The 25,118-nt window shown below is 64.2% G+C and carries 23 protein-coding genes; 9 read left to right on the forward strand and 14 right to left on the reverse strand.

Annotation, left to right across the window (positions count from 1 at the left end; translation table 11 throughout):
* Window positions 1-7 precede the first annotated feature (7 nt).
* Window positions 8-1,126 carry a P1 family peptidase gene (locus JV241A_RS10265; RefSeq protein WP_134062323.1) on the reverse strand — a complete coding sequence of 373 codons (1,119 nt, stop codon included), beginning with the start codon at window positions 1,124-1,126 and terminating at the stop codon, window positions 8-10.
* A gap of 166 nt (window positions 1,127-1,292) precedes the next feature.
* On the opposite strand from JV241A_RS10265, the gene JV241A_RS10270 reads away from it, so the two are divergent.
* On the forward strand, window positions 1,293-2,084 hold the full coding sequence (locus JV241A_RS10270; RefSeq protein ID WP_134062325.1) for a helix-turn-helix transcriptional regulator: 792 nt from the start codon (window positions 1,293-1,295) through the stop codon (window positions 2,082-2,084).
* A 3-nt stretch (window positions 2,085-2,087) separates the two neighbouring features.
* Window positions 2,088-2,711: a glutathione S-transferase gene (locus JV241A_RS10275; protein WP_134062327.1), complete on the forward strand. Its 624-nt coding sequence runs from the start codon at window positions 2,088-2,090 to the stop codon at window positions 2,709-2,711.
* A gap of 196 nt (window positions 2,712-2,907) precedes the next feature.
* Here the strand turns inward: JV241A_RS10275 and ampC are convergent, their stop codons facing one another.
* A complete protein-coding gene (gene ampC, locus JV241A_RS10280; protein ID WP_115087263.1) occupies window positions 2,908-4,062 on the reverse strand; it encodes a class C beta-lactamase in 1,155 nt (384 codons plus the stop codon).
* A 131-nt stretch (window positions 4,063-4,193) separates the two neighbouring features.
* Between ampC and JV241A_RS10285 the strand changes: the two genes are divergently transcribed.
* A complete protein-coding gene (locus JV241A_RS10285; RefSeq protein ID WP_134062329.1) occupies window positions 4,194-5,069 on the forward strand; it encodes a LysR family transcriptional regulator in 876 nt (291 codons plus the stop codon).
* On the opposite strand, the gene JV241A_RS10290 is transcribed toward JV241A_RS10285, so the two are convergent.
* From JV241A_RS10290 to JV241A_RS10320, 7 genes are all read right to left on the reverse strand, one after another.
* On the reverse strand, window positions 5,059-6,108 hold the full coding sequence (locus tag JV241A_RS10290) for an FAD-dependent oxidoreductase (protein ID WP_134062331.1): 1,050 nt from the start codon (window positions 6,106-6,108) through the stop codon (window positions 5,059-5,061). The genes JV241A_RS10285 and JV241A_RS10290 overlap by 11 nt on opposite strands.
* Window positions 6,105-6,530, reverse strand: coding sequence for a hypothetical protein (locus JV241A_RS10295; protein ID WP_134062333.1), 426 nt, complete (start codon window positions 6,528-6,530; stop codon window positions 6,105-6,107). Before JV241A_RS10295 ends, JV241A_RS10290 begins: the two co-directional genes overlap by 4 nt.
* Window positions 6,527-6,946, reverse strand: a complete 420-nt coding sequence (locus tag JV241A_RS10300; protein WP_134062335.1) for a hypothetical protein — start codon at window positions 6,944-6,946, stop codon at window positions 6,527-6,529. The genes JV241A_RS10295 and JV241A_RS10300 overlap by 4 nt, the downstream gene beginning before the upstream one ends.
* A gap of 40 nt (window positions 6,947-6,986) precedes the next feature.
* The gene (locus tag JV241A_RS10305; RefSeq protein WP_134062338.1) at window positions 6,987-8,357 is read right to left on the reverse strand and encodes a hypothetical protein; all 1,371 of its coding nucleotides are present in this window, start codon (window positions 8,355-8,357) and stop codon (window positions 6,987-6,989) included.
* 55 nt (window positions 8,358-8,412) lie between these two features.
* Window positions 8,413-11,073 (reverse strand): DUF4132 domain-containing protein, encoded by a 2,661-nt coding sequence (locus JV241A_RS10310; protein ID WP_134062340.1) that lies wholly within the window; start codon window positions 11,071-11,073, stop codon window positions 8,413-8,415.
* 3 nt (window positions 11,074-11,076) lie between these two features.
* Window positions 11,077-11,472, reverse strand: a complete 396-nt coding sequence (locus tag JV241A_RS10315) for a hypothetical protein (RefSeq protein ID WP_115087258.1) — start codon at window positions 11,470-11,472, stop codon at window positions 11,077-11,079.
* Between the two features lie 81 nt (window positions 11,473-11,553).
* Entirely contained in the window at window positions 11,554-12,366 is an 813-nt protein-coding gene (locus JV241A_RS10320; RefSeq protein WP_115087257.1) for a helix-turn-helix transcriptional regulator, read from the reverse strand.
* Between the two features lie 79 nt (window positions 12,367-12,445).
* Between JV241A_RS10320 and JV241A_RS10325 the strand changes: the two genes are divergently transcribed.
* Window positions 12,446-13,438: a bile acid:sodium symporter family protein gene (locus JV241A_RS10325; protein WP_115087256.1), complete on the forward strand. Its 993-nt coding sequence runs from the start codon at window positions 12,446-12,448 to the stop codon at window positions 13,436-13,438.
* On the opposite strand, the gene JV241A_RS10330 is transcribed toward JV241A_RS10325, so the two are convergent.
* The 5 genes from JV241A_RS10330 to JV241A_RS10350 all read right to left on the reverse strand — a co-directional run bounded on the left by JV241A_RS10330 (window position 13,419) and on the right by JV241A_RS10350 (window position 18,179).
* A complete protein-coding gene (locus JV241A_RS10330; RefSeq protein ID WP_115087255.1) occupies window positions 13,419-14,336 on the reverse strand; it encodes a bestrophin family ion channel in 918 nt (305 codons plus the stop codon). The two genes, JV241A_RS10325 and JV241A_RS10330, sit on opposite strands and share 20 nt — an antisense overlap.
* A gap of 113 nt (window positions 14,337-14,449) precedes the next feature.
* Window positions 14,450-15,355: a hypothetical protein gene (locus tag JV241A_RS10335; protein WP_115087254.1), complete on the reverse strand. Its 906-nt coding sequence runs from the start codon at window positions 15,353-15,355 to the stop codon at window positions 14,450-14,452.
* A 299-nt stretch (window positions 15,356-15,654) separates the two neighbouring features.
* Window positions 15,655-16,518: a hypothetical protein gene (locus JV241A_RS10340; RefSeq protein ID WP_115087253.1), complete on the reverse strand. Its 864-nt coding sequence runs from the start codon at window positions 16,516-16,518 to the stop codon at window positions 15,655-15,657.
* Window positions 16,519-16,619: 101 nt separating this feature from the next.
* Window positions 16,620-17,339 carry a thioredoxin family protein gene (locus JV241A_RS10345; protein WP_115087252.1) on the reverse strand — a complete coding sequence of 240 codons (720 nt, stop codon included), beginning with the start codon at window positions 17,337-17,339 and terminating at the stop codon, window positions 16,620-16,622.
* A 183-nt stretch (window positions 17,340-17,522) separates the two neighbouring features.
* Window positions 17,523-18,179, reverse strand: a complete 657-nt coding sequence (locus JV241A_RS10350; protein ID WP_115087251.1) for an HAD-IA family hydrolase — start codon at window positions 18,177-18,179, stop codon at window positions 17,523-17,525.
* Window positions 18,180-18,256: 77 nt separating this feature from the next.
* On the opposite strand from JV241A_RS10350, the gene lexA reads away from it, so the two are divergent.
* The 5 genes from lexA to JV241A_RS10375 all read left to right on the forward strand — a co-directional run.
* A complete protein-coding gene (gene lexA / locus JV241A_RS10355; RefSeq protein WP_177414860.1) occupies window positions 18,257-18,874 on the forward strand; it encodes a transcriptional repressor LexA in 618 nt (205 codons plus the stop codon).
* Window positions 18,874-19,491, forward strand: coding sequence for a translesion DNA synthesis-associated protein ImuA (imuA, locus tag JV241A_RS10360; protein WP_115087250.1), 618 nt, complete (start codon window positions 18,874-18,876; stop codon window positions 19,489-19,491). The genes lexA and imuA overlap by 1 nt, the downstream gene beginning before the upstream one ends.
* A gap of 6 nt (window positions 19,492-19,497) precedes the next feature.
* On the forward strand, window positions 19,498-20,913 hold the full coding sequence (locus tag JV241A_RS10365; RefSeq protein WP_134062344.1) for a DNA polymerase Y family protein: 1,416 nt from the start codon (window positions 19,498-19,500) through the stop codon (window positions 20,911-20,913).
* Window positions 20,889-23,993: an error-prone DNA polymerase gene (locus JV241A_RS10370; RefSeq protein ID WP_205125908.1), complete on the forward strand. Its 3,105-nt coding sequence runs from the start codon at window positions 20,889-20,891 to the stop codon at window positions 23,991-23,993. The genes JV241A_RS10365 and JV241A_RS10370 overlap by 25 nt, the downstream gene beginning before the upstream one ends.
* 245 nt (window positions 23,994-24,238) lie before the next feature.
* Window positions 24,239-25,118, forward strand: an 880-nt coding sequence (locus JV241A_RS10375; protein WP_134062348.1) for a transposase, incomplete at its 3' end; no start/stop codon positions are given.

Genomic DNA, 25,118 nt, shown 5'->3' on the forward strand with positions numbered 1-25,118 from the left:
TTCGCTGTCAGGCCTTGTCGGCAACACCTGGGGCGGCTCGCCAGCCAGCGGCCTGCAGGGCATCGAGCAACTGCTCGGGTTTGAGTGCCAGTACCTTGCTGCCATGGGCTTCGAGGTCGGTGGCCGCCAGCAGGGCATTGACGATGGCTTCCTCCACGGCATCGGCCGCCGCGCTGAACAGCGCCGAGATATGATCGTTGTTGACCATCTGCACCGTGCTGGTCGGCGGCCCCGGGTGGCCAAAGTTGGCCGCCGGCAGGCTGTTGCCGGTCGAGAAAGCGATGAAGATGTCGCCACTGGAGTCTTCGGTGCCGCCGCCGACCCGTGCCAGCCCGACACTGGCCCGTTGCGCCAGGCGCGTGCACTGGTGCGGCAGCAGCGGCGCGTCGGTGGCCAGGGTGATGACGATCGAACCCATGCCCGGCTCGCCGACGTTGCGCGGTGCGCTAAAGGGCGAATGCACTGCACCCAGCACCTGGCCGACCGGGTAGCCGGCTACCCGCAAGGCGCCGCGCACACCGTAGTTGGCCTGCACCAGCACGCCGACGGTCCAGCCGCCGGCCGCGCTGTCCAGTACCCGCGAAGCGCTACCGATACCGCCCTTGAATTCGTGGCAGATCATCCCGGTGCCGCCGCCGACGCAACCTTCAGCCACCGGCCCCGATTGCGCAGCGGCAAGCGCCGCGTGGACATGCTCGGCAGTGACATGCTGACCCCAGATGTCGTTGAGCACGCCGTCGTAGGTTTCCAGTACCGTGGGCATGCACCAGTAGGTGCGCGCCTTGCCCATCTCGCGCTCGGCCGCCACCAGCGCATCGCGGACCACACCGACGCTGTGGGTGTTGGTGTAGGCAATCGGCGTGGTCAGCAAGCCGGCCTCGCGAATCCACTCAAGGCCAGTGGCATCGCCATTGCCGTTGAGTACGTGCACGCCGGCAAAGCACGGCTGCAGGCTGGCGGCCCGGGCCCGGGGCTCGATCACCGTGACCCCGGTGTTGACCGCGTTGTCGCCGCTGCCGCGCTGCACGGTGTGATGGCCGACACGCACGCCCGGTACATCGGTGATGGCGTTGAACGCGCCAGGGGTGCCCACGCCGATACGAATGCCCAGATCACGTACACGCATTGATTCACAGCTCCTGTAGGAAGGTTCGAAGGGCCCGCAATGGCCGTTGCTCGCACAGCATGACAAGTACTCGGGCAACGGCAATACTGCGTGCCGGTGTGCAGAGTCTAGGAACTCGACCTGCCGCTGGCGATTCCCCCCAATCGTTACCCCCTAGGAGTTACCGGTGAACCTGCTATTCGAAGCCGCCGCCCATCACCATGGCCTGGCCCGGGTCATCGACCAGCTGGGCAGGCCGGGGTTCTGGCACCAGCTGATTGTGCTGCTCGATCAACTGGTGCCTTGCGACACCGCCCTGGCCTTGCTGGTGGAGCGCGACGGTGCGCCGCGGGTGCTGGAGGAATTCGACCGTGGCTTTCGCGATGCGCCTGCGGCGGCGCCACTGTACCTGGGCGGCCTGTACCTGCTCGACCCGTTTATCCAGGCCATGCGCGACGGCCTGGCCGATGGCGTGTACCGCATGGAAGAGGTGGCGCCGGACGAGTTTCGCAAGAGCGACTACTTCAACAACTACTTTCGCGCCCTGGTCGGCGAGGACGAGCTGCAGCTGATCCTCAACCTCGAACCGGGCAAGGTCCTGGCCATTTCGTTGGGTGCCAACCAGCGTTACCAGACGGCGACCATCGGCCAGCTGACCCTGCTGGCGCCGTGGCTGCTGGCCCTGATGCGCCAGCACTGGCAACAGCAGCATCCACAGCAGGTCAGCGAGCATTCGACCCCGGTCGAGCGTGCCCTGGAGCATTTTGGCAGCGACACCCTGTCGGCCCGCGAACTGGAAACGGCCCGCCTGGTGCTGCGCGGCAACTCCAGCAAGGCCATCGCCAAGCGCCTGGACATCTCCCAGGAGACGGTCAAGGTGCATCGCCGCAACCTGTACAGCAAGCTTGGGGTGTCGTCCCAATCGGAGCTGTTCAGCCTGTTCTTGCAACACCTGGGACAACACCACCATCAGGAGTGAATGATGCTACGGATACTGGGCAAGGCTTCATCGATCAACGTGCGCAAGGTGCTGTGGACCTGCGCCGAATTGCAGCTGCCGTTCGCGCGCGAAGACTGGGGCTCGGGCTTTCGCTCGACCGCGGAGGAGGCGTTCCTTGCGTTGAATCCGAATGCCATGGTGCCGGTGATTCAGGACGGCGATTTTGTGCTGTGGGAGTCCAACAGCATCATCCGTTACCTGGTTTCGCAGTACGGCGGCCAGCAGCTGTACCCGGCCGAACCGAAGGCGCGGGCGCGGGTCGATCAATGGATGGACTGGCAGGCTACCGACCTCAATGGCGCGTGGAGCTATGCCTTTGTCTCGCTGGTGCGCAAGGCGCCGACCCACCAGGACCCTGAAGCGCTGGCGGCGGGTTGTCGCAACTGGGCGCGCAACATGACCCTCCTTGAGCGTCAGCTGGAGCGTACCGGAGCCTATGTGAGTGGCGCGGACTTCTCCCTGGCCGACATTCCCATCGGCCTGTCGGTCAACCGCTGGCTGCAGACCCCGCTGGAGCGTCCGGCGCTGCCGGCGGTCGAGGCTTACTACGATCGCCTGAACGAACGTGAAGGCTATCGCTTGCATGGGCGCAACGGTTTGCCTTGAGGTCAACTTTAAACCCTGCGTCGGGCCTGTGGGAGCCGGACTTGCCGGCGATCGAGCGCGCAGCGGTCGCAATTCAGGCAACGCTGGATGTGCTGGCTGCACCGGCTTCATCGCTGGCAAGCCAGCTCCCACAGGTCCGGTGTACACAAATCCACTGTGGGAGCGGCGGTGCGACGCCTCGACTTGCCCCGCGATTCTACTGATCCAAAGCCGTGAGGATCCGATGCGCCACCTTCACCCGCTCGGCAATCGGGTAGTTCTTGTTCGCCAGCAACACGATGGCAATGCGTTTTGACGGCACAAACGCCACGTAGGCTCCAAAACCATCGGTCGAACCGGTCTTGTTCAACAGGGTGTCGGCCGGCAGCGGCCGCGCCGGTTTCAACCAGGTCACAGGTTGCGGCTCCAGCACCATCGACGGCGCATTGCCGGCCTGCAACTGCTCAAGGCTAACCGGGTAGGCATACTGCTCCCAACCCAGGCCCTGGGTCATTTCACCGACCTGGTAATAGCCGGTCTGCGTCGTGGCGATGGCCCGCTGCAGCGGTTTGCTCAGGCTTTGCGGCTGGATGTTCAGGTCCAGGTAATGCAAGAGATCCACAGCCGTCACTTTCAAACCATAGGCTTCGGCATCCAGCGGCCCGGGGCCGACGCGCACGGGTTGATCCTGCTTGTTGTAACCCTGGGCGTAGTTGCCCATCTGCGCGGCAGGCACCTGCAGGTAGCTGTGCTGCAGGCCCAGTTGCGGTAGCAGCTGTTTTTCCATCAACTCGGCAAACGGCGTACCCAGGCTTTTGGCCGCGAGGTAGCCGAACAGGCCAAGGCTGGGGTTGGAATACAACCGGTGGGTGCCAGGTGCGTAGTCGGCTTTCCAGTGACCGTAGTAACCGGGCAGGTCGGCCTCGCCCTTGATCTCATCCGGGAACTGCAGGGGCAGGCCGCCGGCGCTGTAGGTGCCGAGGTTGAGCAGGGTGATGCCATCGAATGCCGTGCCTTTGAGCGCCGGCCAGTGTTTGCTGGCCGGGTCGCCGAGGCTCAGCTTGCCACTGGCCTGGGCAAAGCCTGCGAGGGTGGCGGTGAAGGTCTTGCTCAGCGAACCGATCTCGAACAGGGTGTCGGCGTTCACCGCCTGGCCGTTTTGTTTCGACGCTACCCCGTAGTTAAAATAGTGCTGTTGGCCATCGACGCTGATGGCCACGGCCATGCCGGGGATCGCCTGTTGCTGCATCAGCGGGCGGATGGCGCCGCTCACTGTTGATTCCAGCGGCGTCTCGGCAAAACTTTGCCCAGCGACCAGGCAAAGGGCAAGGGAGGCCAGAATCCCTGGCTTGAGGTTGGTTGTTTGGTGCATGATCGGCAACCTTTCCATAAGTGGACTGTTGTGAGCCTGGCTGCAGCAGGGAGCGCCAATCTAGGCGCTTTGCGCAGGTTGCACAAACGATGATATTTCGCAGCAGCCATTAGAAAAATTTGGGAGTCTGCATGATCCGACCGCACCTGCCCCTGAACGCCCTGCGGGCGTTCGAGGCTTCGGCCCGGCACCTTAGTTTTACCCGCGCGGCCATCGAGCTGTGCGTGACCCAGGCGGCGGTCAGCCATCAGGTCAAGAGCCTCGAAGCCCAGCTCAAGGTCACCCTGTTCAAGCGCCTGCCACGCGGGCTGATGCTCACCAGCGAAGGCGAGACCTTGCTGCCGGTGCTGCGCGAATGCTTCGACCGCATCGCCCAGACCCTCGACTGCTTCGACGGCGGCCACTACCGCGAGGTGCTGACCGTGGGTGCGGTGGGCACCTTTGCCGTTGGCTGGCTGCTGCCGCGCCTGCCCGAGTTCCAGGCCCTGCACCCGTTTATCGATTTGCGCCTGTCGACCAACAACAACCGCGTCGATGTCGCCGCTGAAGGCCTGGATTACGCCATTCGCTTCGGTACCGGCGCCTGGCATGGCATCGATGCGCAGCCGCTGCTGGAGGCGCCGCTGTCGGTACTGTGCGTGCCGTCGATTGCACTGCAGTTGCATACCCCCGCCGACCTGCTGCAACAAACCCTGTTGCGCTCCTACCGCAGCGATGAATGGGCCGAATGGTTCCAGGCTGCCGGGCTGTCTGGCGCCGTGCAGCCTTCGCGGACCATGGTCTTCGATTCGTCGCTGGCGATGATGGACGCGGCCCTGCAAGGCGCCGGGGTGGCCCTGGCGCCGCCGTTGATGTTCGAACGGTTGCTGGCCAGCGATGCCATTCGCCAGCCGTTTGCCCTGGGCATCAGCACCGGCAGTTACTGGCTGACGCGCCTGCAGTCGAAGGCCGAAAGCCCGGCGATGACGGCATTCAAAGCCTGGCTAGTGAAGGCGGCTACAGGCTGAAGCGTGACGGCCGGCAGCCGTGCAGCTCGGGCGCAAGCTGGCCATCGATCAGCTCTTGCGCAACCAGGCGACCGACCACCGCTGCCAGGGTCACGCCCGAATGCATCACCGCCAGGTACAGCCCGCTGACAGCGGGCAAGGCCCCGATGATCGGAATGCGATCATCCGGCATGGGCCGCCAGCCAACCTCGGTGCTGATCAGTTCAAGCTCCTGGCCGCCGTGCAAACTTTCCCGAATGGTGTGCAGCGCCCGCTGGGCAATGGCTTCGGGGCCGTCTTCGCCGTCGGCGTCGAGGTAGTCTTCGGCGGCCAGGATCAACTCAGGCGTCGGTTGGCGGATTTCCAGTTCGCTGCTGGCGATCAGCGTGTGCACCAGCCGCTCTTGTGCCCGCAGGCGGATCAGGATCGACGGCGACGGGTGCAGCGGCAACGCCACGCCCAGGGGCTGCAACAGGGCCTTGCACTCGGTGCCGGCCGCCACTACCAGGCGGTCGCAGGCGATCTGCCCGCCAGTCGTGGCGAGTGCCTCGACGGCGCCGCCACGGCACTCAATCGCCAGCACCTGCGTATTGCTCAGGACGTTGGCGCCGTTGGCCTGGGCGCGTTCCAGCAGCAGGCGGGTCATTGCTACCGGGTCAATGGAGCCTTCCTGCGGGGCGAAAAACGCTTGCTGCGGCGGCGCTTTGAAATACGGCTCAAGCTGTTGAACGCGAGCGGGTCCGATCCGCTCGACACCGGCAACCGGTGCTGGCGCCTGGCTGAACGACAGCGCGCCGATCCAGTTGATCGGCACCGTGCCCAGCTCGCTTTGCAGGCGGTGATACTCGGTAATCGCCAGGCCGCGCAGTTCGGCAAATTCGCCGGGTTGCGGCGCTGTGGCGTTGATCCAGCCAAAGGCCCCGGAAGTCACCCCCAAGCCTGGCTGGCCCTTGTCGATCACCGTGACTTGCGCGTGCTTGCTCAAGTGATAGGCAATCGAGGCACCGATGATGCCGGCGCCGATCACCACCACGCTCGGGCGTTGAATGCCTGTTGTCATTGGCGATTCTCCGGCCAGGTGGCGGTCGGAAAGTAGCTTTCCATGCCCGGCTCCTTGTGCTCGACGCCGTCGCGCTGCCAGTAGCAGGTCAGGCGCGCGTAGTTGTCCAGGTCACCGTGGATCAGGCAGGTCGAGCGGTGCCCGGGCCAGGTGAAACGCAGCACTTTGGCCTTGGCAATGGCCGCAACCTCGACCTGGCCGATGGCCGTCCGGGTCTTGCCGTCGATGGTCTTCGCCAGCACCAGTTGACCGTCCAGATAGCGCAGGGTGGCCCGGCCCGAATACGTGGCGCCGTTGTCCGGTTGTTTGCCGACCAGTGCATAAGGCCCGACCACAAAGCCGTAGAGCGGGTCCGGATAGTCTTCATCATCGGCCACGCAAACCGTGCCGATCAGTAAAAGGCTCAGCAGCAACAGCCTCATAGCGGCAACGCCTGCAGCACCACTGCGCTGACAAACGAAAGCAGCGCCAGGCTGATGCCGATCAGCGGAATTCTGAACCAGTAACGCCAGGCAAGCACGGCCATGCTGGCCAGGAACAGCACGCCCAGGCCCAGCAGGAAACCATCACGCAACAGCGCCAGCGGCGCCGCCAGGGCCAGGTAGCCATACACCAGACCAAACAGCATGGCGCCCAGGCTGTGACTGGCATTGAAGCCGACCCAGGCCCTCCACACCGTTGTCTGCCGGGTAATCACCGGAGCGACGTTTTGCATGTGCTCGGCCAGGGCTGAATCGCGCGGCTGGAACTTGTTGCTGGCGAAGGTGTAGAGCAGGTGTACCGTCCCCAGCAGCAGGACGATAGCGGCACTGGCGCAGATCAGCAGTTGGGCGATCATGGGCGGTCCTTGGCTTGAAGTGGTAAGGGTAATTGCGTTTCTACTGGGTTGGCACCAGATTGCTGGAAATCAATTGGGTGCAACCAAAGCTTGGTTTTACCGCCGCAGGATCGAGTGGAATAAGCACTGAGCCGCTAGTCAGCCCCGACCCAGCACGCCGTGTGCGATCCTTGGTAACAATGGGGGCGGGCCAACCCATCCTTGCATGATTGGCAAGCGCCACGGGGCTGGGATGGTGATGGGTATTGTCTTGACCAAGCGACAGGGTCAGATGTGCCGGCACCAAAGTGCTCGCTGCCGGCGGCATTCCGGCTCGTCCACCATGGTGACTGGCAACCAGGGAGACCAGATCGGGCCTAGGGTCCGGCCAGCGAATCTTGTCATACTCGATGTCACCTGGCAGCAGAGTGGCCGCTGCGCAGTTCGGGTAGTCCATCACAAACCAGGCTAGCCCCTGGTTGTTGCGATTGTGCGGAGTTCGGCTAGGGTCAGTGCGGGTGATGGTGCCAGCGCTGAAAGTGATCTGCTCGAGTGAATTGGGCCATACCAGCGGGTAGTACAAATGCGCAAAGAAGCGCAAATGAGAGGGCCCCAGCCCTGAGTTGTTACGTGGCGGTGGCGGCTGCGGAATAATCCAGGGCCGGCTCATAGCTTCAGGCTTGAACACCATGTTGGCTGCCTGTAGGCCGAAGTTGTAGTCCATGTTGCCTACCGCATAGCCCCAATGGTCGAAGTCCCAGTGAGACAGCACTACTGGAGCGAAGAGCTCGCCATCGTTGCAGCATCGATGATCAATCAGCAACGCTGGGCGATCGGCGGGGCGTGTGCAGGCATTGCTGCTCGTTGGCCAGCCCAGGTCATAAAACAGGCAAGGGTGGCCATGGACATCAATCAAGGCATTGGCATTGCCTTGACCGATGTCGTAGGCCACTACCCAGCGGGACGTACCGGCCTGGCGGGCGGCGGCATCAAGTACGCTATGGAGGGTTGCTTCATCTGCTGATAAACCGTGCAGATAAGCGAGTTGTTGAAGCTGGGGCTGTGCTGCGCGGATGCCGGTCAACGTAAATCGATGAGACGTTTGCTCCTGCAGCTCGGCCAAACTCAGAAACTCGGCAACCACCGCATTTTCAGGTGGCGGTGTGTTTGTGTGGTCAAGCGTGAATTTCAACCAGAAGCCGCGATAGAGCGGAGTGGGCTGATTGCGCCATACGATTGATTGAGTCAGATCCTGAATATCGACTGTTAGCAACAATGTCTGCTGCAGATATTCATTGTTGGGCCCCACGTTTGACCAGGTTTTATAGCTCAGCTGATCGACGGCGTTCCTAGTTATACAGTCAAGAACCGCTAGCGTTCTCGAGCCATCCAGCACAATATCTTCGATCATCGCGTAATGGGTGAACGTCATTCACTTTCCTTCCTTGGTAGTTCCTGCATAAGCGCCGATCAGTGTCTGTTCGGGTTCACTTCAAAGCCAGCTGCCGGGTAATGGTCGGGTCGCTGATCCTGTCGTCGTCGATCAGCAACATGGCCTTGGAGAGGATGATCGACAGCAGGGCATCGCCCTCGAACGGCAGGTACTGCGGCGTGGTCTGTTGGCGCGCCTTGGCGTCGGGGACGATGCACAGGTACTGATCGTTGGGCAGCATCAGGATATTGCCCGAGCCCAGGTGGATCTTGTAGCTGCGCAGCTTGCCGGTGACTTCCAGGAAGCGCCCGTGCAGGGCCCATTTGTCCTTGAGGCGGGTCATGCGCGGCAGCAGTTTTTCCAGCAGTTGCTTGCGCGTTTGTGCGGTGGCGCCCAGTTCGCCGAACGAATGGTTGTGCCAGTAATCGCGGTAGCGGCCGTCCGGCCCGCCGTCGGCCCACAGCGGGTCGTTGGCCAGCGAGGCGACGCCGACGAACAGGTCGACATCGCGCATCACTTCGCTGAGCACCAGCGCCGGCACCTGCTCCAGCGGCAAGGGCGCGGCGTCTTCGGCGTTGTCCCAGCGGTTCATGGCATAGCCGCCGCCACCGGCATGGGCACTACGCTGTGCGGCGTCGATGGGGTAGAAGCGTACCTGGTCGGTGCTCAGGCGCAGGAAGGCCCCGGCTTCGTTGGTGTCGACGCCGTAGTCGTCGCCCACGCCCTCGATCCAGAACTCGGCGCGCAGGCCCCAGGCCGGCAGTTCACGGGTGGCCGGCGGGTAGGTGTCATCGACCATCAGCCGCAGTTTGTTGCGCCAGCCGCGGGCGGCGGCCAAGGCGTGGAACTGGTGCTGACGCAGAATGTGCGCAGCGAAGCGGTTGGAATAGGTGGCGGTGTTGCGCTCGGCTTCGGTCAGCAGGTAGACCTCGCGGTGGGCCTGCTTGAACGGCTGGGTGATCTGCAGCGTTTCGATGCGCTCGCGCCAGGCGAGGATCTCTTCCAGCGGGCGGCCGATCGGGTGCCAGAGGCGCACTTGGGCGTCGCTGGAAGGGCTGATGGTGTTGCCCTCGAGGCTTTGCAGGCGGTCCTCGCTGAACACCACGGCGTGCTGCTGGCCGCTTTCGCTGATCACCCAGATCAGCCGCCGCGCCAGGGTGCCGATCAGCGGATGGTCAAGGTAGCGCTCCTGCCATTGGCCGAACGCCCAGTGCTTTTCCAGCAGGAACAGGCTGTCCAGGCGCTCGGCCTGGGCCGGGAGCATGGCGCCGATGTCCTTGACCGCACCTTGCAGCTCCTTGAGCTCCTCCTTGTAGTCAGCCTTGACCTTGGCCGGCACCGATTTCTGCGGCGTGCCGTCGGAGCGGAACCAGCTCAGGCTGGCGCTCTTGCCGTCGACTTTGAGTTCGGCGACAAAGGCGCCGTCATCGAAACTTTCGCGGCGCAGGCCGACCTGTTCCAGGCCGTAGGTCGGCACGCCGAGCTCTTCGATCTGGTCACGCGGCAGCTGCAGGGCTTCGGCGGCGCTGGTGAAGGCCTTTTCGATTTCCTTCTGCGCGGTACCGAACTTGACCCGCACCTTGAGCAGGGCCAGTTGCCCGACGGCTTCGCTGCTGGGGATCGACGACAGGGCGAATACCGCTGCGTTGCCGACCTTGGGCGCCCGCGGGCCGATGCCGCGCACCTTGCGGTAGGCGCTCAACGCGAGGCGGGCGATGGCCCGGGTCAGTTCGCTGTCGGCCAGCGGCGCGCTCATCCATAACAGGCCGCGCAGCACCGTGGCATTGCCATCGTGCATGCGCGCGCGGTCATCGCTGCTTTCCCAGCCAACGTTGAGCAGTGCACCGCAGCGCCCGGCATCGACCCGCGCAAACCAGCGCAGCAGGGTTTCCCGCAGCGAGGCTTCACCGACCTTGAGCAGCAGCGCCTGGGCGTTCTTCAGCCATTTCGCCGACGGCCGCGCCGAGGTCGCCGCAGCGGCCTGACGCAACAGTGCCAGCCAGTCTTCGCGCCCCTCGGGGCTGAGTTGTTCGAGGTCTTCGAGGGCCAGCTGGGTCCAGTGTTCGCACGGCGCCAGCACCTGCCAGGCGCCGTTGCCCAGCAGCGGGTCGAGCTTGGCCATCAGCTGTTCGCCGAAGTTGCCGTAGTGACCGAGGTCAGCGCACTGGCTGCGCAGCATGATCAGCAGGTCGCGCAGGTCGTCGGGCACTTGTTGGTAGTTTTGCGCAATGACCCAGTCAGTCACGGTCAGGGTCGGCAGGGTGCCGTAATAGGCAAAGCGGTAGCTGGTGAACCACTGCAGCACAGGCTCGGCCAACTGGCCGACGTCGGCGCCGTTTTCCATCAGCCAGGTCATCAGCGCCGGTAGCACGCCATAGTCGAAGATGTGCGAAAAGGCATGGCCGGCACTGGCCGTGCTCAGCTCACCGTTGTAGGCCACCACCCGTTCGATCAGGGCCAGGACCAGGCGCGTACGAAACGCCGGGTCGGCATCCAGGGCCATGATCGCCGGCAGTTTGCTCAAGGCAAAGACCATGGCATCGGGGCGGCCATGGATCTTCTGCACCAGCGGCAGCAGTTCGCTGATCAACTCATGTTCGTGGCGCAGTTCGGAGCCGGCCAGCAGCGGGTAGCCGTCCGGGCCGATGTGTTCGACCGGGCCCAGCTCGGATTGCGGGCGGTCATGGCGAAACGCCTGAAGTTGTTCGAGTGCCATGGTTCAGCCTCCTACCAGTGGGGTCAGTTTGATGAAATTGACCACGCTGTCGTGACGGATGGTCAGGACTTCGTCGAGGCTTTCGGCCTGACGCTCGTCGAGGAGGATGAAAAAGCCGTTGCGCTCGAAGGCGTCGCAGGCGATGTCGACCTGCTTGCGCCAGTCGATACTCGGGCGCTCAATCGGGCGCTCGCCATTGAGCGCGGCTTCCAGCGACTCGGGGGTGACCAGGCGCTGGCGCCGGCTGTGGTCGGTTTCATGGTTGCGCTGCTGGACTTCCTGATGGACCCGCTCGCGGATCAACTGGCGCACGGTGATGGTGTCGGTGGCAAAGTGCAGGGCGAAATCATCGAAGACTTCGCCCGAGACCGACTCGTCGCGGACGGTGAGCGTTGCCATGGGAACTCCTTTTCTGGCAAGAGGCAAAACGGATAGGCGCAAGGGTATCAGGCTGGCCAGGCGATTTCGACGTGCAGGCGCTTACTGATCGCTGCCGGTTCGCGCGCGAAAGAACTCACCCGGTGGCAAGCCGAACTGCTTGCCGAAGGCGGCGATAAACGCTGATAGCGACTCATAGCCGCAGGCCAGGGCCACGTCGGTGACCCGCTCGCCGCGCTCAAGGGCAGGCAGGGCGCTGAGCAGGCGCATGCGCTGGCGCCAGAGGCGAAAGCTCAGGCCGGTTTCACGTTGAAAACGGCGGCTCAGGGTTTTCTCCGAAACGCCTGCTTGCCGCGCCCAGTCGGCCAGCCCGGTAGGCGAGTCGGGTTGCGCCTGCAGGTGGCTGCACAGTGCGCGCAGGTCACGGTCGAGCGGCAGGGGCAGCATCAACTGCTGCTGTTCGGCGCTGTCCAGCTGGTCGAGCAACACCTGCACCAGGCGCCCGTCAGGGCCATCGCTGTCGTACTCCACCGGCAGTTCGCTGAAGGTGCGGATCAGCTCGCGCAACAATGGGTCGACCGCGATGACCCGGCATTGCGGGTCGCTCCAGCTCGGCGGCGCTGTTTCCAGGTAAAGGCTGCGCAGGCAGGTGCTGTCGGCACAACTGACCCGGTGCTGCACCTGCGCCGGTACCCACACCGCCCGCTGCGGCGGCACCAGATAGAAACCCAGGTCGGTGTGCACCTCCAGTACGCCGCGAATGGCGTAGGACAACTGTCCCCAAGGGTGCGAGTGGCGGTAGCCGAGCACCACGTTGGGCAGCGCCTGTACATGGCCATATACCGGGCGTGGCAGTGCGGTCAGCTGCTCCAGTGACTGCGGGGTGACTGCGGGGTGTTGTCCTTTTGGCGACACTGGCGGGGCGCTGGCGTTAGTGAAAGTCGGGCAAAGACCTTAACGTCTGCAACGCCACAATAACAAGCCGGGAGCGGCCATGAAGTACCTGCGGATGCTGTTCGACAATTTCACCCTGGCGTTGCTCGGGGTCATCCTCATTGCCACCCTGTTGCCTTGCGAAGGCAGTGGCGCCGTGGTGTTCGGCGGGCTGACCAACCTCGCCATCGGCCTGCTGTTCTTTTTGCATGGCGCCAAGTTGTCGCGCGAGGCGGTCGCCGCCGGTGCCGGGCATTGGCGCCTGCACCTGCTGGTATTTGCCTGCACCTTCGTGATGTTCCCGTTGCTGGGCATGCTGTTCAAGCCGTTGTTCCTGCCGCTGGTGGGCGATGAACTGTACCTGGGCGTGCTGTACCTGTGTGCCTTGCCGGCCACGGTGCAGTCGGCCATCGCCTTTACCTCGCTGGCCCGCGGCAACGTGCCGGCGGCGATCTGCAGCGCGGCCGCGTCGAGCCTGCTGGGCATCGTACTGACGCCGTTGCTGGTGGTGCTGCTGATGGGCGTCGAAGGTGACAGCGGCTCGAGCCTGGATGCAGTGCTGAAGATCGTTGCGCAACTGCTGGTGCCGTTCGTGGCCGGGCAACTGGTGCGGCGCTGGATCGGCACCTGGGTAGCGCGCAATGCACGCTGGTTGAAGCGCGTCGACCAGGGTTCGATCCTGCTGGTGGTCTACACCGCCTTCAGCGATGCGGTGGTCAGCGGCCTGTGGCATGCGGTACCGCCGTCGCGGTTGCTGGGCCTGGCGCTGGTCTGCTGCCTGCTGCTGGCCGTGGTGCTGTGGCTGACCAGCGCGCTGGGGCGCTGGCTGGGTTTCAACCTCGAAGACCGCATCACCATTTTATTTGCCGGTTCGAAAAAGAGCATGGCCACCGGCGTGCCGATGGCTCAGGTGCTGTTCGTTGGCGGTGGCATCGGCGCGATGATCCTGCCGCTGATGCTGTTTCACCAGATCCAGTTGATGGTCTGTGCGGTGCTGGCTCAGCGTTACGCCGCGCGCAGCGAAGCGTCGACGCTTACAACAGAACTCCTTTGACCGGTTGCAATTGCGCCGGTGCTGCTTCGCCTTCCAGTTCGCGCACGGCGATTTCCAGGTTGCGGCACATGGCATCCAGGGCCAGGTCGTTGGGCTGGGTGTCGAACGGGTCGGCAATCTGGTCCCCCAGGGCATCCAGGCCGAAGAAGGTGTAGGCCAGCACGCACACGGCAAAGGGCGTGAACCAGCCGATGCTGTCGACCAGGCAGAACGGCAGCAAAAAGCAGTAGACGTGGACGATGCGGTGCAACATGAGGATGTAGGGGTAGGGGATGGGCGTGTTCTTGATCCGCTCGCAGCCGCCCAGCACGTAAGACAGTCGGTTCAACTGCTGATCGAGGTTGGCCTGGATCACCTCGCCGGCACCGGCGTCGCGGGCCTGGGCCATGAAGCGCTGGCCGAGCACGCCGAGCAGGCGGCTGGCGGGCGCGTCGCTAGTGGCCAGGGCAGTGCGTGTAGACGTGTCGAGCAGGCGCTGGCGGTCGGCACTGGCCGGGGTGCCGCGTAACTGGTCGCGCAGCACGTAGGCGAAGGCGATCAGCGGGTCGAGCAGGGCGCGGCGCTGGCTGGCGTCTAGGTCGGGCAGCAGGCTCAGGGTCTGGCGGGTCAGGTTGCGGCTGACGATCAGCAGCTCGCCCCACAGCGTGCGCGCTTCCCAGAAGCGCTGGTAGGCCACGGTGTTGCGAAAGCCGAGGAAGATCGCCAGCGTCAGGCCCCAGAGGGTGAAGGGTGTGGCGGTGAGGATTACCTTGTACTCGAACAGGGTGCCGTGGGTGGCCACCACCGCCGAGCTGATCAACACGGTGTACAGCACCTTGCGCCAGATCGCCGGGATGATCGAGCCCTTGAGCGAGAACAGCAGGACGCGGATGGAGGGTTTTTGCGGCTGGATGATCATGCGAGGCAAGCCTTGGCAGTGGCGCGAAAATATCCGCGCCACTGTAAGGCAAAGGCGCCTGCGGTAGCTAGGCGCTGCAGAAGGTGAGGTGCCTACCAACTCACCTGGACAGGCTAGGCAGTTGTTAAGGTGAAGTTGTCGAGGTAGGCGTAGTCTCGGCAGATGACCACGATCCAGGCAATCTGTTCGCCGTCTGGAGCGTTGTATTTCACCTCATGGTGCCTGGGCTCTCCGGTGTATGACAAAGTGGTCAGCAGGTTGCCATGCAGCCCATAGAACTCGACCTCACCAGGAAATTGCCTCCAGGTCCAGAAGAACTTCAGCTCGGAGCACGGGAGCACGGGAGTGATCTGCAGTTTTTGCGGATTGTTCGGCTGATGGTGCTGTTGGCGTTGAAGTGTGATGGCTGGACCTTCTCGCATGCCGGGTTCTGCGGCTGTCGGTTCGATGAAGGCTTTGATGCCCAGAGGGTCTTCGAGGAGCTTGATGGTCATGGTCTTGCTTAGCAGTTGAACTTCCTCACCCTGGGAAATCGTTTGTGCAGGCTGGCCATCGAGGTTTTCGGTGATGGTAACTGGGTATATCTGGATATCGTCGAAGCTGAAATCCGCGCCATGGTCACTGCCGTTGCCGGTATCGTCACGACCGATAAGTTCGATAGCGTGGGAATGTTCGCGGGCGCGGAACTGCCAGCGAAGGATCTGCCATTCAGGTGCGGTGACAGCAAACTCGCCCTCGAGGGGGATGCCATCCAGCTCAAATGACAGGTGAGGGGTCTTGGAGCTGTTGCCGTTGCGTTTTACCCGCATCGACAGACGATAGACGGTGTCGGGCGCAAGGCCTGTCAGTTCCTTGCTGATCACCCTGCCCAACAGGTTACCGGCAAAATTTTCGAAGTGCGCCCAGTGGTTGGCGCCGTCGGAGGTCACCGCCAGGGTCTGGCCGTTGGGGCCTTTCTGCCAGCCGTTCCATGGGTCAATGCCGGGTTTGAAATCGGTGAGATCGATAAACAGTGCCATACGTCCTGCCTCCGGGGTGGTGCCTGTCGGTCGACAGGCCTCGGTGCATTCGAGCACCGCCAGGGCGTGCTGACTACTGGCAAAAATGCTAGGTGCCGCGGCTATTCATCGAGCCCTTGAGCGAGAACAGCAGGACGCGGATGGAGGTTTTTTGCGGCTGGATGATCATCAAGGCAGGCCCTGTACAGTAGCGCGAGGATTTCCGCGCGCTACTGTAGGGCAAAGCCGGGAGGGTTCACAGTCTGGCGTTGATGGAGCAGGATGGGCTCATACCATTGAGCACAACCTGTGCAATGGGGCTACAAGCTCCACAGGGTGAAATAGGCCAGCAATGAGGAGTCGTTGGCGTTCACTTCGATACGGGCGATATCAGTGTGCCCTGGCGCGGCATACTCAATCCAGTTGTTAACTGCGTTTCCGGAGGGGCGAGGAAGGGTTTGTGTATTTTGCAGGATGCCTTGAGCGTCATAGAACCTTACTTCGCCTCTTTCGTTGCGACTTCTCCACTCGAACCTGACTTTCTCGCACAGCCAGGCAAGGCTGATATTAACCTGCAGTGGCGAAGCCGGGGCGCCATCTACGTAGTGAATTGACAGGTACTGGTAGTCGTTCCCCGTAGGTAGAATGCCTGTTCTACCCCCCGGCTCAGCCTGCAAGCTTACGGTCATGGTCGGTAGCGGAAGGCTTTGGCCGTTGCTGATGTACTGGTTCGGGTAGCCATAGAAGCGCTCAGCGGTCTGCTTCGGGTAGATGCGGATATCGTCAAAGCCGAGGCCGTCTGCCAGCTCCCCCGTGATACCGTGCCCGAGCAGCTCCAGTCGGTGCTCTGCGCGGGCGGCCTGGAATGTCCAGCGCAGGGTCTGCCAGTGCTGATCACGCACTTCGAACCGCTCCTCCAGAGGCTCGCCGTCCAGCTCGAACCACAGGGTAGGCGTCAGCAGATTGTCGTGATGGCGTTTGACGCGCAGGGACACCCGGTATGTTTCTCCGGGTTCGAGTCCTGTCAACGTTTTGTTCAGGAGTCGGCTGGTGTTGTCAAAACTGACAAAGTGGTTCCCGTGATCGCGATTGATGATCAATTTGCTGCCGTCCGGACCTCTTTCCCAACCATTCCACGGATCCTCGGGAATTTCGAAACCGGTGTGCTCGATAAACAGTCCCATACGCCCTGCCTCCGGGGTGGTGCCTGTCGGTCGACAGGTCTCGGTGCATTCGAGCACCGACAGGGCGTGTTGACTACTGACAAAAATACTAGGTACCCCAGCTATTCATGGCAGCAGTGGGGTGGTTGGGCGGCACCTTCATAACGGTCGTGGTGGCGCACCCAGTCCATGGTGCCTTCCTCGTTGCGGCCCTTGGGCATCAGGTCGAGGAAGTTGTAGGTGCCGACCAGGATGTCCAGGCCCCGGGCAAAGCTTGAGTAGGTGTGAAACAGCGTGCCGTCGGCGTCGCGGTAGAACACGCTAAGGCCCGGCAGCTCGGTTTCCTCGCCCGCGTAGGGTTCATAGTTGTACTGATCGCTGCCCTTGCCGCCGACGCCGAAGTCCTGGTTGAAACTGCTGGCATGGGACGAGACCCAGGGAAACTTCCAGCCCATGCGTTGCCTGAACGCCTGGAACTGGGCGTACGGTGCACGGGATACCGCCACCAGCGACACATCGTGATGGGCCAGGTGCAGGTTGGCGCCGTCGAAGTGGTCGGCCAGGAACGAGCAGCCGGGGCAGCCTTCCTCCCAGCCTTCGCCGAACATGAAGTGGTAGACCAGCAACTGGCTGCGGCCGGCGAACAGGTCGCCGAGGTCCAGGCGGCCCTCGGGGCCTTCGAAGCGGTAGTCCTGTTCGACCCGTACCCAGGGCAGGGCGCGGCGGGCTTTGCTCAGTTCATCGCGCTGGTGGGTCAGGGCCTTTTCATGCAGCAACAGCTGGCGGCGGGCGCTGAGCCATTCGCTGCGCGAGACCACCTGGGGGTTTTGATGGTTGTCCATGGGTACGGCTCCGCTGGGGGATGTACTCATGGTCGATTGCCGGGTGGGGGATTCGACAGGGGTGAGTGCAGGGCTGATGAACGGTGGTGAAGCTATCGCCGGCAAGGCCGGCTCCCACAGAGACCTGTATGCACCGGGACCCTGTGGGAGCTGGCCTTGCCAGCGATGGGCGCGCCGCGGTCTTCAGCCAGACATCCGCCCGATCAACGCCCACAGCCGCTCATCCTCGAAATCCTTCACCACCAGTTGCGCACCGGCCTCAAGCAAGGCCTCGGGCCGCTGGCTGGTCGACAGCCCGACGGTGAAGATCCCCGCGCCACTGGCCGCCTTCACCCCCGGCACCGAGTCCTCGAACGCCAGCGACTGTGCCGCCCGCGCCTGCAGGCGCTCAAGGCCGGTGAGGTAGGGCAGCGGGTCGGGCTTGGCCCGGGCCAGTTCTTCGGCCACCAGTACATGTTCAAAGCGTTCATTCAGGCCCATGGCGCCGAGCATGTGCACGGCGTTGGCCCGCGGCGCGTTGGTGACCACGGCAACGCCGATGCGCTGGCGCTCGGCATGCTCGAGCAGGCGCAGCAGGCCGGCGGTAGGCTGCAAGGTGGGCGACAGGGCGCGAAAGCGCGCCTCCTTGCGGTCGGCAAACTGCTGGTGCTCGCTCACCGGCCGGTCAGGGAACAGGTAGCGGCACAAGTCGGCATTGGCCCGGCCGCTGACGTGGGCATCGAACTCCGCTTCGGTGAACACCCGGCCTTCTTCGAGCAACAGCTGTTGCATGGCCAGCAGGTGGAGTTTGTCGGTATCGGTCAGGGTACCGTCGAGGTCGAACAACAGGGCATCAAGCATGGTCGGCTTCCGCTGCGGTGGTCGAGCATGATAACCGGATCAGCGGGGCTGGCCAGATGCGTAGGAAAAGAGTACAAATGTACTCCATGAATAAACTATCGCCCAAACGCCGCGCTATCCTCGACTTCATTCGTCAGCGCATCGCCGATCAGGCCCAGCCGCCGAGCCTGGCCGATATCGCCACGGCCTTCGGTTTTGCCTCGCGCAGTGTCGCGCGCAAGCATATCCAGGCGCTGACCGAAGCCGGCTTCATCGCGGTCACCCCCAACCAGGCCCGTGGCATTCGCCTGGCCGGCGCCTTGCGCCGCCCCGAGGTGCTGGAGATCCCCGTGCTCGGCCAGGTCGCCGCCGGCCGGCCGATCGGCCCGGACGTGGATATCCACGAACAGCTGATGCTCGACGCACACTTGTTCAGCCGCTCCCCGGACTACCTGCTCAAGGTGCGGGGCGACTCGATGATCGACGACGGCATCCTCGATGGCGACCTGGTCGGCATCAAGCAGCAGGCCGACGCCCGTGACGGGCAGATCATCGTCGCGCGCCTGGACGGCGAGGTGACCATCAAGCGCTTCGAACGCGCCGGCGGGCATTACCGTCTGCTGCCGCGCAACCCGGCGTATGCCCCCATCGAGGTTGGCCCGGAGCACGACTTCGTCATCGAAGGGGTGTTCTGCGGCCTGGTGAGGCGCGGCTGATGGGCGCGGTGGTCAGCCTCGACGGCCTGCTCGACCAGCAACGGGTCTGGAAGGGCCGGCCGCAGGCCTTGCCCCAGGGCCTGCAGCCCACCGGTCATGCTGCCCTGGATGCAGCACTGCCCGGTGGCGGCTGGCCGGCCGGGGCACTGACCGAACTGCTGCTGGCGGCAGAAGGCTGTGGCGAGCTGCAACTGCTGTGGCCCAGCCTGGCGCGCCTGACCCAGGCCGGCGAGCGGGTGGTGCTGATTGCCCCGCCGTTCATTCCCTACCCACCGGCCTGGCAGGCGGCAGGGGTCGATCTGCAGTGGTTGGCGGTGGTCCAGGCGGGGCCAAGCGAGGTGCTCTGGGCCGCCGAGCAGTGTTTGCGCTCGGGCAGTTGCGGCGCCGTGCTGTGCTGGCCGCATAAAGCGGATGATCGCGCCTTGCGCCGCTTGCAGGTCGCTGCCGAAAGCGGCCAGACCCTGGCCTTCGCCTGTCGCCCGCAACAGGCCGCGCTCAACCCGTCGCCGGCGGCACTGCGCATTGCCGTCGATGCCCAGCCGGCCCAATGGCGGGTGCTCAAGTGCCGGGGCGGCCTGGCCCCGGCCACGCCCATTGCCTGTCCTGGGCGAGGCTGATGGATCATGCTCTGGGCCTGTATCCTGCTGCCGCAGCTGGCACTCGACGCCGTGCTGCGTGCTCGCGACGACGTCGACACGCCGCTGGTGCTGCTCAGCGGCCCGGCCCAGCGCCGGGTCTTGCAGGCGGTCAATCCACCGGCGGCCGCCTTGGGCCTGCGCGCCGGACAGTCGCTGACCACCGCCCAGGCCCTGGCCGGCAGTTTTACCTGCGTCGAGCACGACCCGGCGGCCATCGAGCAGTGGCAGCAATTTTTGGCCGCCTGGGCCTACCGCTTCAGCTCCCAGGTCAGCCTGCATTACCCGCGGGTGCTGTTGCTCGAAGTCGAATCCAGCCTCGGCCTGTTCGGGCCCTGGCCAGCCTTTGAAGCGCGGCTGCGTGCCGAGCTGAGGGCCCTGGGTTTTCGTCACCGTATTGTCCTGGCCAGCAACCCGGTGGCGGCGCGCATGCTCGCCAATGTTCACGATGGCCTGGCCCTGGAGTGCCCGCAGCAAACCCGCGTGGCGCTGGAGCAGATGCCCATCGACCGTGTCGGCCTGCCCGCCGAGGCCGCCAGCGCCTTTGCGCGCATGGGCCTGCGCCAGCTCGGCCAGGTCCTGGCCTTGCCTCGTGACGCCCTGGCCCGGCGCTTTGCCGCACCGGTGCAACTGCACCTGGACCGCCTGCTCGGGCGGCGACCCATGGCCCTGGAATTCTATTTGCCGCCGGACCGCTTCGATGCGCGCCTGGAACTGAACTTCGATGTCGAATCCCATCAGGCCTTGCTGTTCCCCCTGCGCCGGCTGATCAACGACCTTGCCGCTTTCCTTGCCGGGCGTGACAGCGGCGTGCAGCGCTTTGCCCTGCACCTGGAGCATGCCGAAGGGCCCGACACCTGCGTGTCGGTCGGCCTGCTGGCGGCCGAGCGTGACCCGTCGATGCTGTTCGAGCTGGCCCGTGGCCGCCTTGAGCAACTGCAGATTGCCGCACCGGTGCGCAACCTGCGCCTGCTGGCCGAAGACCTGCCGGCGTTTGTGCCACAACGCACCGAGCTGTTCGACCCGCGCCCACAGCAGAACCAGCCCTGGGAGCAACTGCGCGAACGCCTGCGCGCACGGCTTGGCGACGAGGCGGTGCGCGGTCTCACGGCCCAGGCCGATCACCGCCCGGAATGCGCCTGGCACAGCGGTAACGGGCCGCGTCAGGCGCCGCCATTGTCGAGTGCGCCGCGCCCGGGCTGGTTGCTGGTCGAGCCCCAGGCCTTGCCGGGGACTGGCGTGCACCTGCTGACCGGCGCCGAGCGCATCGAGTCCGGCTGGTGGGACGGCGGCGATGTGCGCCGTGACTACTACCGGGTGCGCACCGCCAGCGGTTTGCAGGGCTGGGCCTACCGCACCCTCGGTGAAGACGGCCCGTTGTGGCTGCAGGGCTGGTTCGCATGAACACGCCGGGTTACGCCGAACTGCATTGCCTGTCCAACTTCAGTTTCCAGCGTGGCGCCTCCAGTGCCCAGGAGCTGTTCCAGCGTGCCCGCCAGCATGGCTACCAGGCCCTGGCGATCACCGACGAGTGCACCCTGGCCGGTATCGTCCGCGCCTGGCAGGCGGCCAGGGCGGCGGACCTGGCGCTGATCGTCGGCAGCGAAGTGCGCCTGCACGACGGCCCCAAGCTGGTGCTGCTGGCGGAGAACCTCACGGGTTACCAGCACCTGTGCAAGCTCATCACCCTCGGCCGGCGACGGGCGAAGAAGGGCGAGTACCAGTTGCTGCGCGAAGATTTCGACAAACCCCTGGAAGGCCTGTTGGCGCTATGGGTGCCGGACGGCGCCGAGCATGACCTGGCCACCGGCCGCTGGTTGCGCAAGGTGTTCGCCGAGCGGCTATGGCTGGCGGTCGAGCTGCACCGTGGCCCGGATGACCCGCGGCGCCTGCAACAACTGCTGGCCCTGGCCGACAGCCTCGGCATCGCCGCGGTGGCCAGCGGCGATGTGCACATGCATGCCCGTGGCCGCCGCGCCCTGCAGGACAGCATGACTGCCATCCGCCATCACTGCAGCGTTGCCGAGGCCGGGCAGCGCCTGTTCGCCAATGGCGAGCGGCACCTGCGCCCGCTGGCGCAACTGGCCGAGCTGTATCCGCCGGCATTGCTTGAGGAAAGCCTGCGCATTGCCGCGCGTTGCCGTTTCGACCTTGGCCAGTTGCGCTATCAGTACCCCCGCGAACTGGTGCCTGAAGGCCAGACGGCCAGCGCCTGGCTGCGTCATCTGTGCGAGCAGGGCCAGCGCTGGCGTTGGCCCGAAGGTATCGGCGACAAGGCTCGCCAGTCCCTGGAGCATGAGCTGGAACTGATTGCCGAGCTCAACTACGAAAGCTACTTCCTTACCGTTCACGACATCGTCAACTTTGCCCGGGGCCAGGGCATTCTCTGTCAGGGGCGTGGCTCGGCGGCCAACTCGGTGGTGTGCTTCGTGCTCGGCATCACCGAGCTCGACCCGATGAAAAGCCACCTGCTGTTCGAGCGCTTTTTGTCCCGCGAGCGCGACGAGCCGCCGGACATCGACGTCGACTTCGAACACGATCGCCGCGAAGAGGTGCTGCAGTACGTGTTCCGCCGCTATGGCCGTCACCGCGCGGCACTCACCGCAGTGGCCAGCACCTATCACGCCGCCGGTGCAGTGCGCGATATCGCCCGGGTGCTGGGTTTGCCGGTGCAGCAGATCAACGCCCTGGCTGATTGCTGCGGGCGCTGGAGCGACCGCCTGCCACCACCCGAGCAACTGCGCGAAGCCGGTTTCGACCCCGACAGCCCGTGGCTGCGCCGGGTGCTGGCGTTGACCGGCGAGCTGATCGGTTTTCCCCGCCACCTGTCCCAGCACCCGGGTGGCTTCGTGATTTCCGAACAGCCGCTGGACAGCCTGGTGCCGGTGGAAAACGCCGCCATGGACGAGCGCACGGTGATCCAGTGGGACAAGGACGACCTCGACCTGGTCGGCCTGCTCAAGGTCGATATCCTTGCCCTGGGCATGCTCAGCGCCTTGCGCCGTTGTTTCGACCTGCTGTATCGCCATCGCGGCCGCGAGCTGACCCTGGCAAGCATCCCGGCCGACTGCACGGCGACCTACGACATGATCGGCCGCGCCGACACCGTCGGCGTATTCCAGATCGAGTCGCGGGCGCAGATGGCCATGCTGCCGCGGCTCAAGCCGAAGAACTTCTACGACCTGGTGATCGAGGTGGCTATCGTCCGCCCCGGGCCGATCCAGGGCGACATGGTTCACCCCTACCTGCGCAGGCGCCAGGGGCTTGAGCCGGTGAGCTATCCGTCCGAGGCGCTGAAGCAGGTCTTCGAACGCACCCTCGGTGTGCCGCTGTTTCAGGAACAGGTGATGGAACTGGCCATGGTTGCCGGCGGTTACTCGGCGGGCGAGGCCGACCAGTTGCGCCGGGCCATGGCCGCCTGGAAGCGCCACGGCGGCCTGGAGCCGCACCGCGAACGGCTGACCCGGGGCATGCTCGACAACGGCTACAGCGCAGCATTTGCCGAACGCATCTTCGAGCAGATCAAGGGCTTTGGCAGTTATGGTTTTCCTGAATCCCACGCCGCCAGCTTCGCCTTGCTGACCTACGCCAGTTGCTGGCTCAAGTGTCATGAGCCGGCGATCTTTGCTTGCGCGTTGATCAACAGCTGGCCCATGGGCTTCTACAGCCCCGACCAGATTTTGCAGGACGCCCGCCGCCACCGTATCGAGATCCGTCCGGTGGATGTCTGCCACAGCGACTGGGACTGCAGCCTGGAGCCGGGGGCAGGGCAGGCCCTGGCCATTCGCCTGGGCCTGCGCCAGGTGCGCGGCTTTCGTCAGCAGGATGCCCAGCGTATCGAACAGGCCCGGGCCGAGCGCGGCTGGCGTGATGTCAGCGACCTGTGCGAGCGGGCGCGCCTGGATGCCCGTGGCCGTGAGTTGTTGGCCGATGCCGGGGCCTTGCGTGGCCTGGCCAGCGACCGCTACCGGGCGCGCTGGAGCGTGGCGGCGGTGCAGGCGCAGTTGCCGTTGTTCGCCGGCATCGAGGCCCCGCTGGAAGAGCCGGTGGATTTACCGCAGCCGTCGCTGAGCGAGGACATGTTCGCCGACTACGCCAGCGTCGGCACCACCCTCGGCCCGCATCCGCTGACCTTGCTGCGCCGCCGCCTCAATGCCCTGGGTTGCCGCAGTGCGCAGGCGCTGGAGCAGGCCGGGCACGGCGACCGGGTCAGCGTGGCGGGGCTGGTGACCGGGCGTCAGCGGCCGGGGACGGCCAGCGGGGTGACTTTCGTCACCCTTGAAGACGAGTTCGGCAACGTCAACGTAGTGGTCTGGCGCGACCTGGCCGAGCGTCAGCGCCGGGTGCTGGTGGGCTCGCAACTGCTGCGGGTGACTGGGCGGCTGGAGTGCGAGAGCGGGGTGCGGCACCTGATTGCCCAGCGCCTGGAGGATCTGAGCCCGCTGTTGCAGGGGCTGGATGTGCGGAGCCGGGATTTCCATTGATTGGGGCTGCTACGCAGCCCATCGCCGGCAACGCCGGCTTGTGTCTTGAGGTAGGAATAGAATCAGAAGTGAGAGCGGTGAATGGCAAGCTGTACGCCGGTAGTGCTTAAAGCACGTGTGGGAGCAAAGCTGCCATTCACCTCTCCACTCTGGCCCGAGCCCGAACAGTTGATTGAGCGCCTCTCGAATCACAAGCGTGGGCCAAGCCAGAGCGCTCTCACAACTGAGTGTAAGAGGGTTCAGCCATGTTGTCTTCTGTTGGAATCGACACTGCCAAAGCCACTTTGGAAATCTGCATCAAGCCTCAGAAAATCCGCTTCGAAGTGGCCAACAACTCCGCAGGCTTCGAGGTGTTGCTTGAGCGTCTGAAGGACTTCAATATCAGTCGAGTGCTGATCGAAGCGACAGGCGGCTACGAGAAAGATGTGTTGATCGCCCTGGCCTCAGCAGGACTGGAAACCATCTGCATCAACCCAGCCCGTGCCCGAAAATTCGCCGATGCCATGGGTAAAAAAGCCAAAACCGACAAGATCGACGCCGAAGTCCTTGCGGACTTCGCTGCACACCTCAGCGCCCCTCAAGGCCAACCGGTCAGCCCTGAACGCGAAGAGCTGCGAGAGCTGGTGAAGCAGCGCGCCCAATTTGTGCAGAGCCGTGATGACGACAAGCGGCGTCGCCAGCAATGTCGCTCGGCAACAGTGATGGCCCACTTCGATGAGCATATAGAGCAGCTGAAAGTGCTGATCAAACGCCTCGACGAAGAAATTGATCAGGCGATGGTGCAACTGGACGATACCAGGGCGTGTCAGTTATTGGCAGTGACCGGAATCGGTCGAGTAACCGCCGCAAATCTGCTCGCCTCACTGCCTGAACTGGGGCAGTTGGACCGCCGTCAGATCGCCGCTCTGGTGGGCGTAGCGCCTTACAACAACGATAGTGGTAGCCATCGAGGGCACCGCCAGATATGGGGTGGTCGGGCCCATGTAAGGCGAGTGCTGTACATGTCGAGCTGGATCATCATCCGTCACAACACAGAATTTAAAGCACGCTACGAAGCACTTCGGGCACGTGGCAAGTGCGCCAAGGTGGCACTCGTAGCTTGCATGCGGGTGCTGATTGTCAGGC

It is taken from the genome of Pseudomonas sp. JV241A, from assembly GCF_900275665.1.
In the GTDB taxonomy this organism is placed as follows: Bacteria; Pseudomonadota; Gammaproteobacteria; order Pseudomonadales; family Pseudomonadaceae; genus Aquipseudomonas; species Aquipseudomonas wadenswilerensis.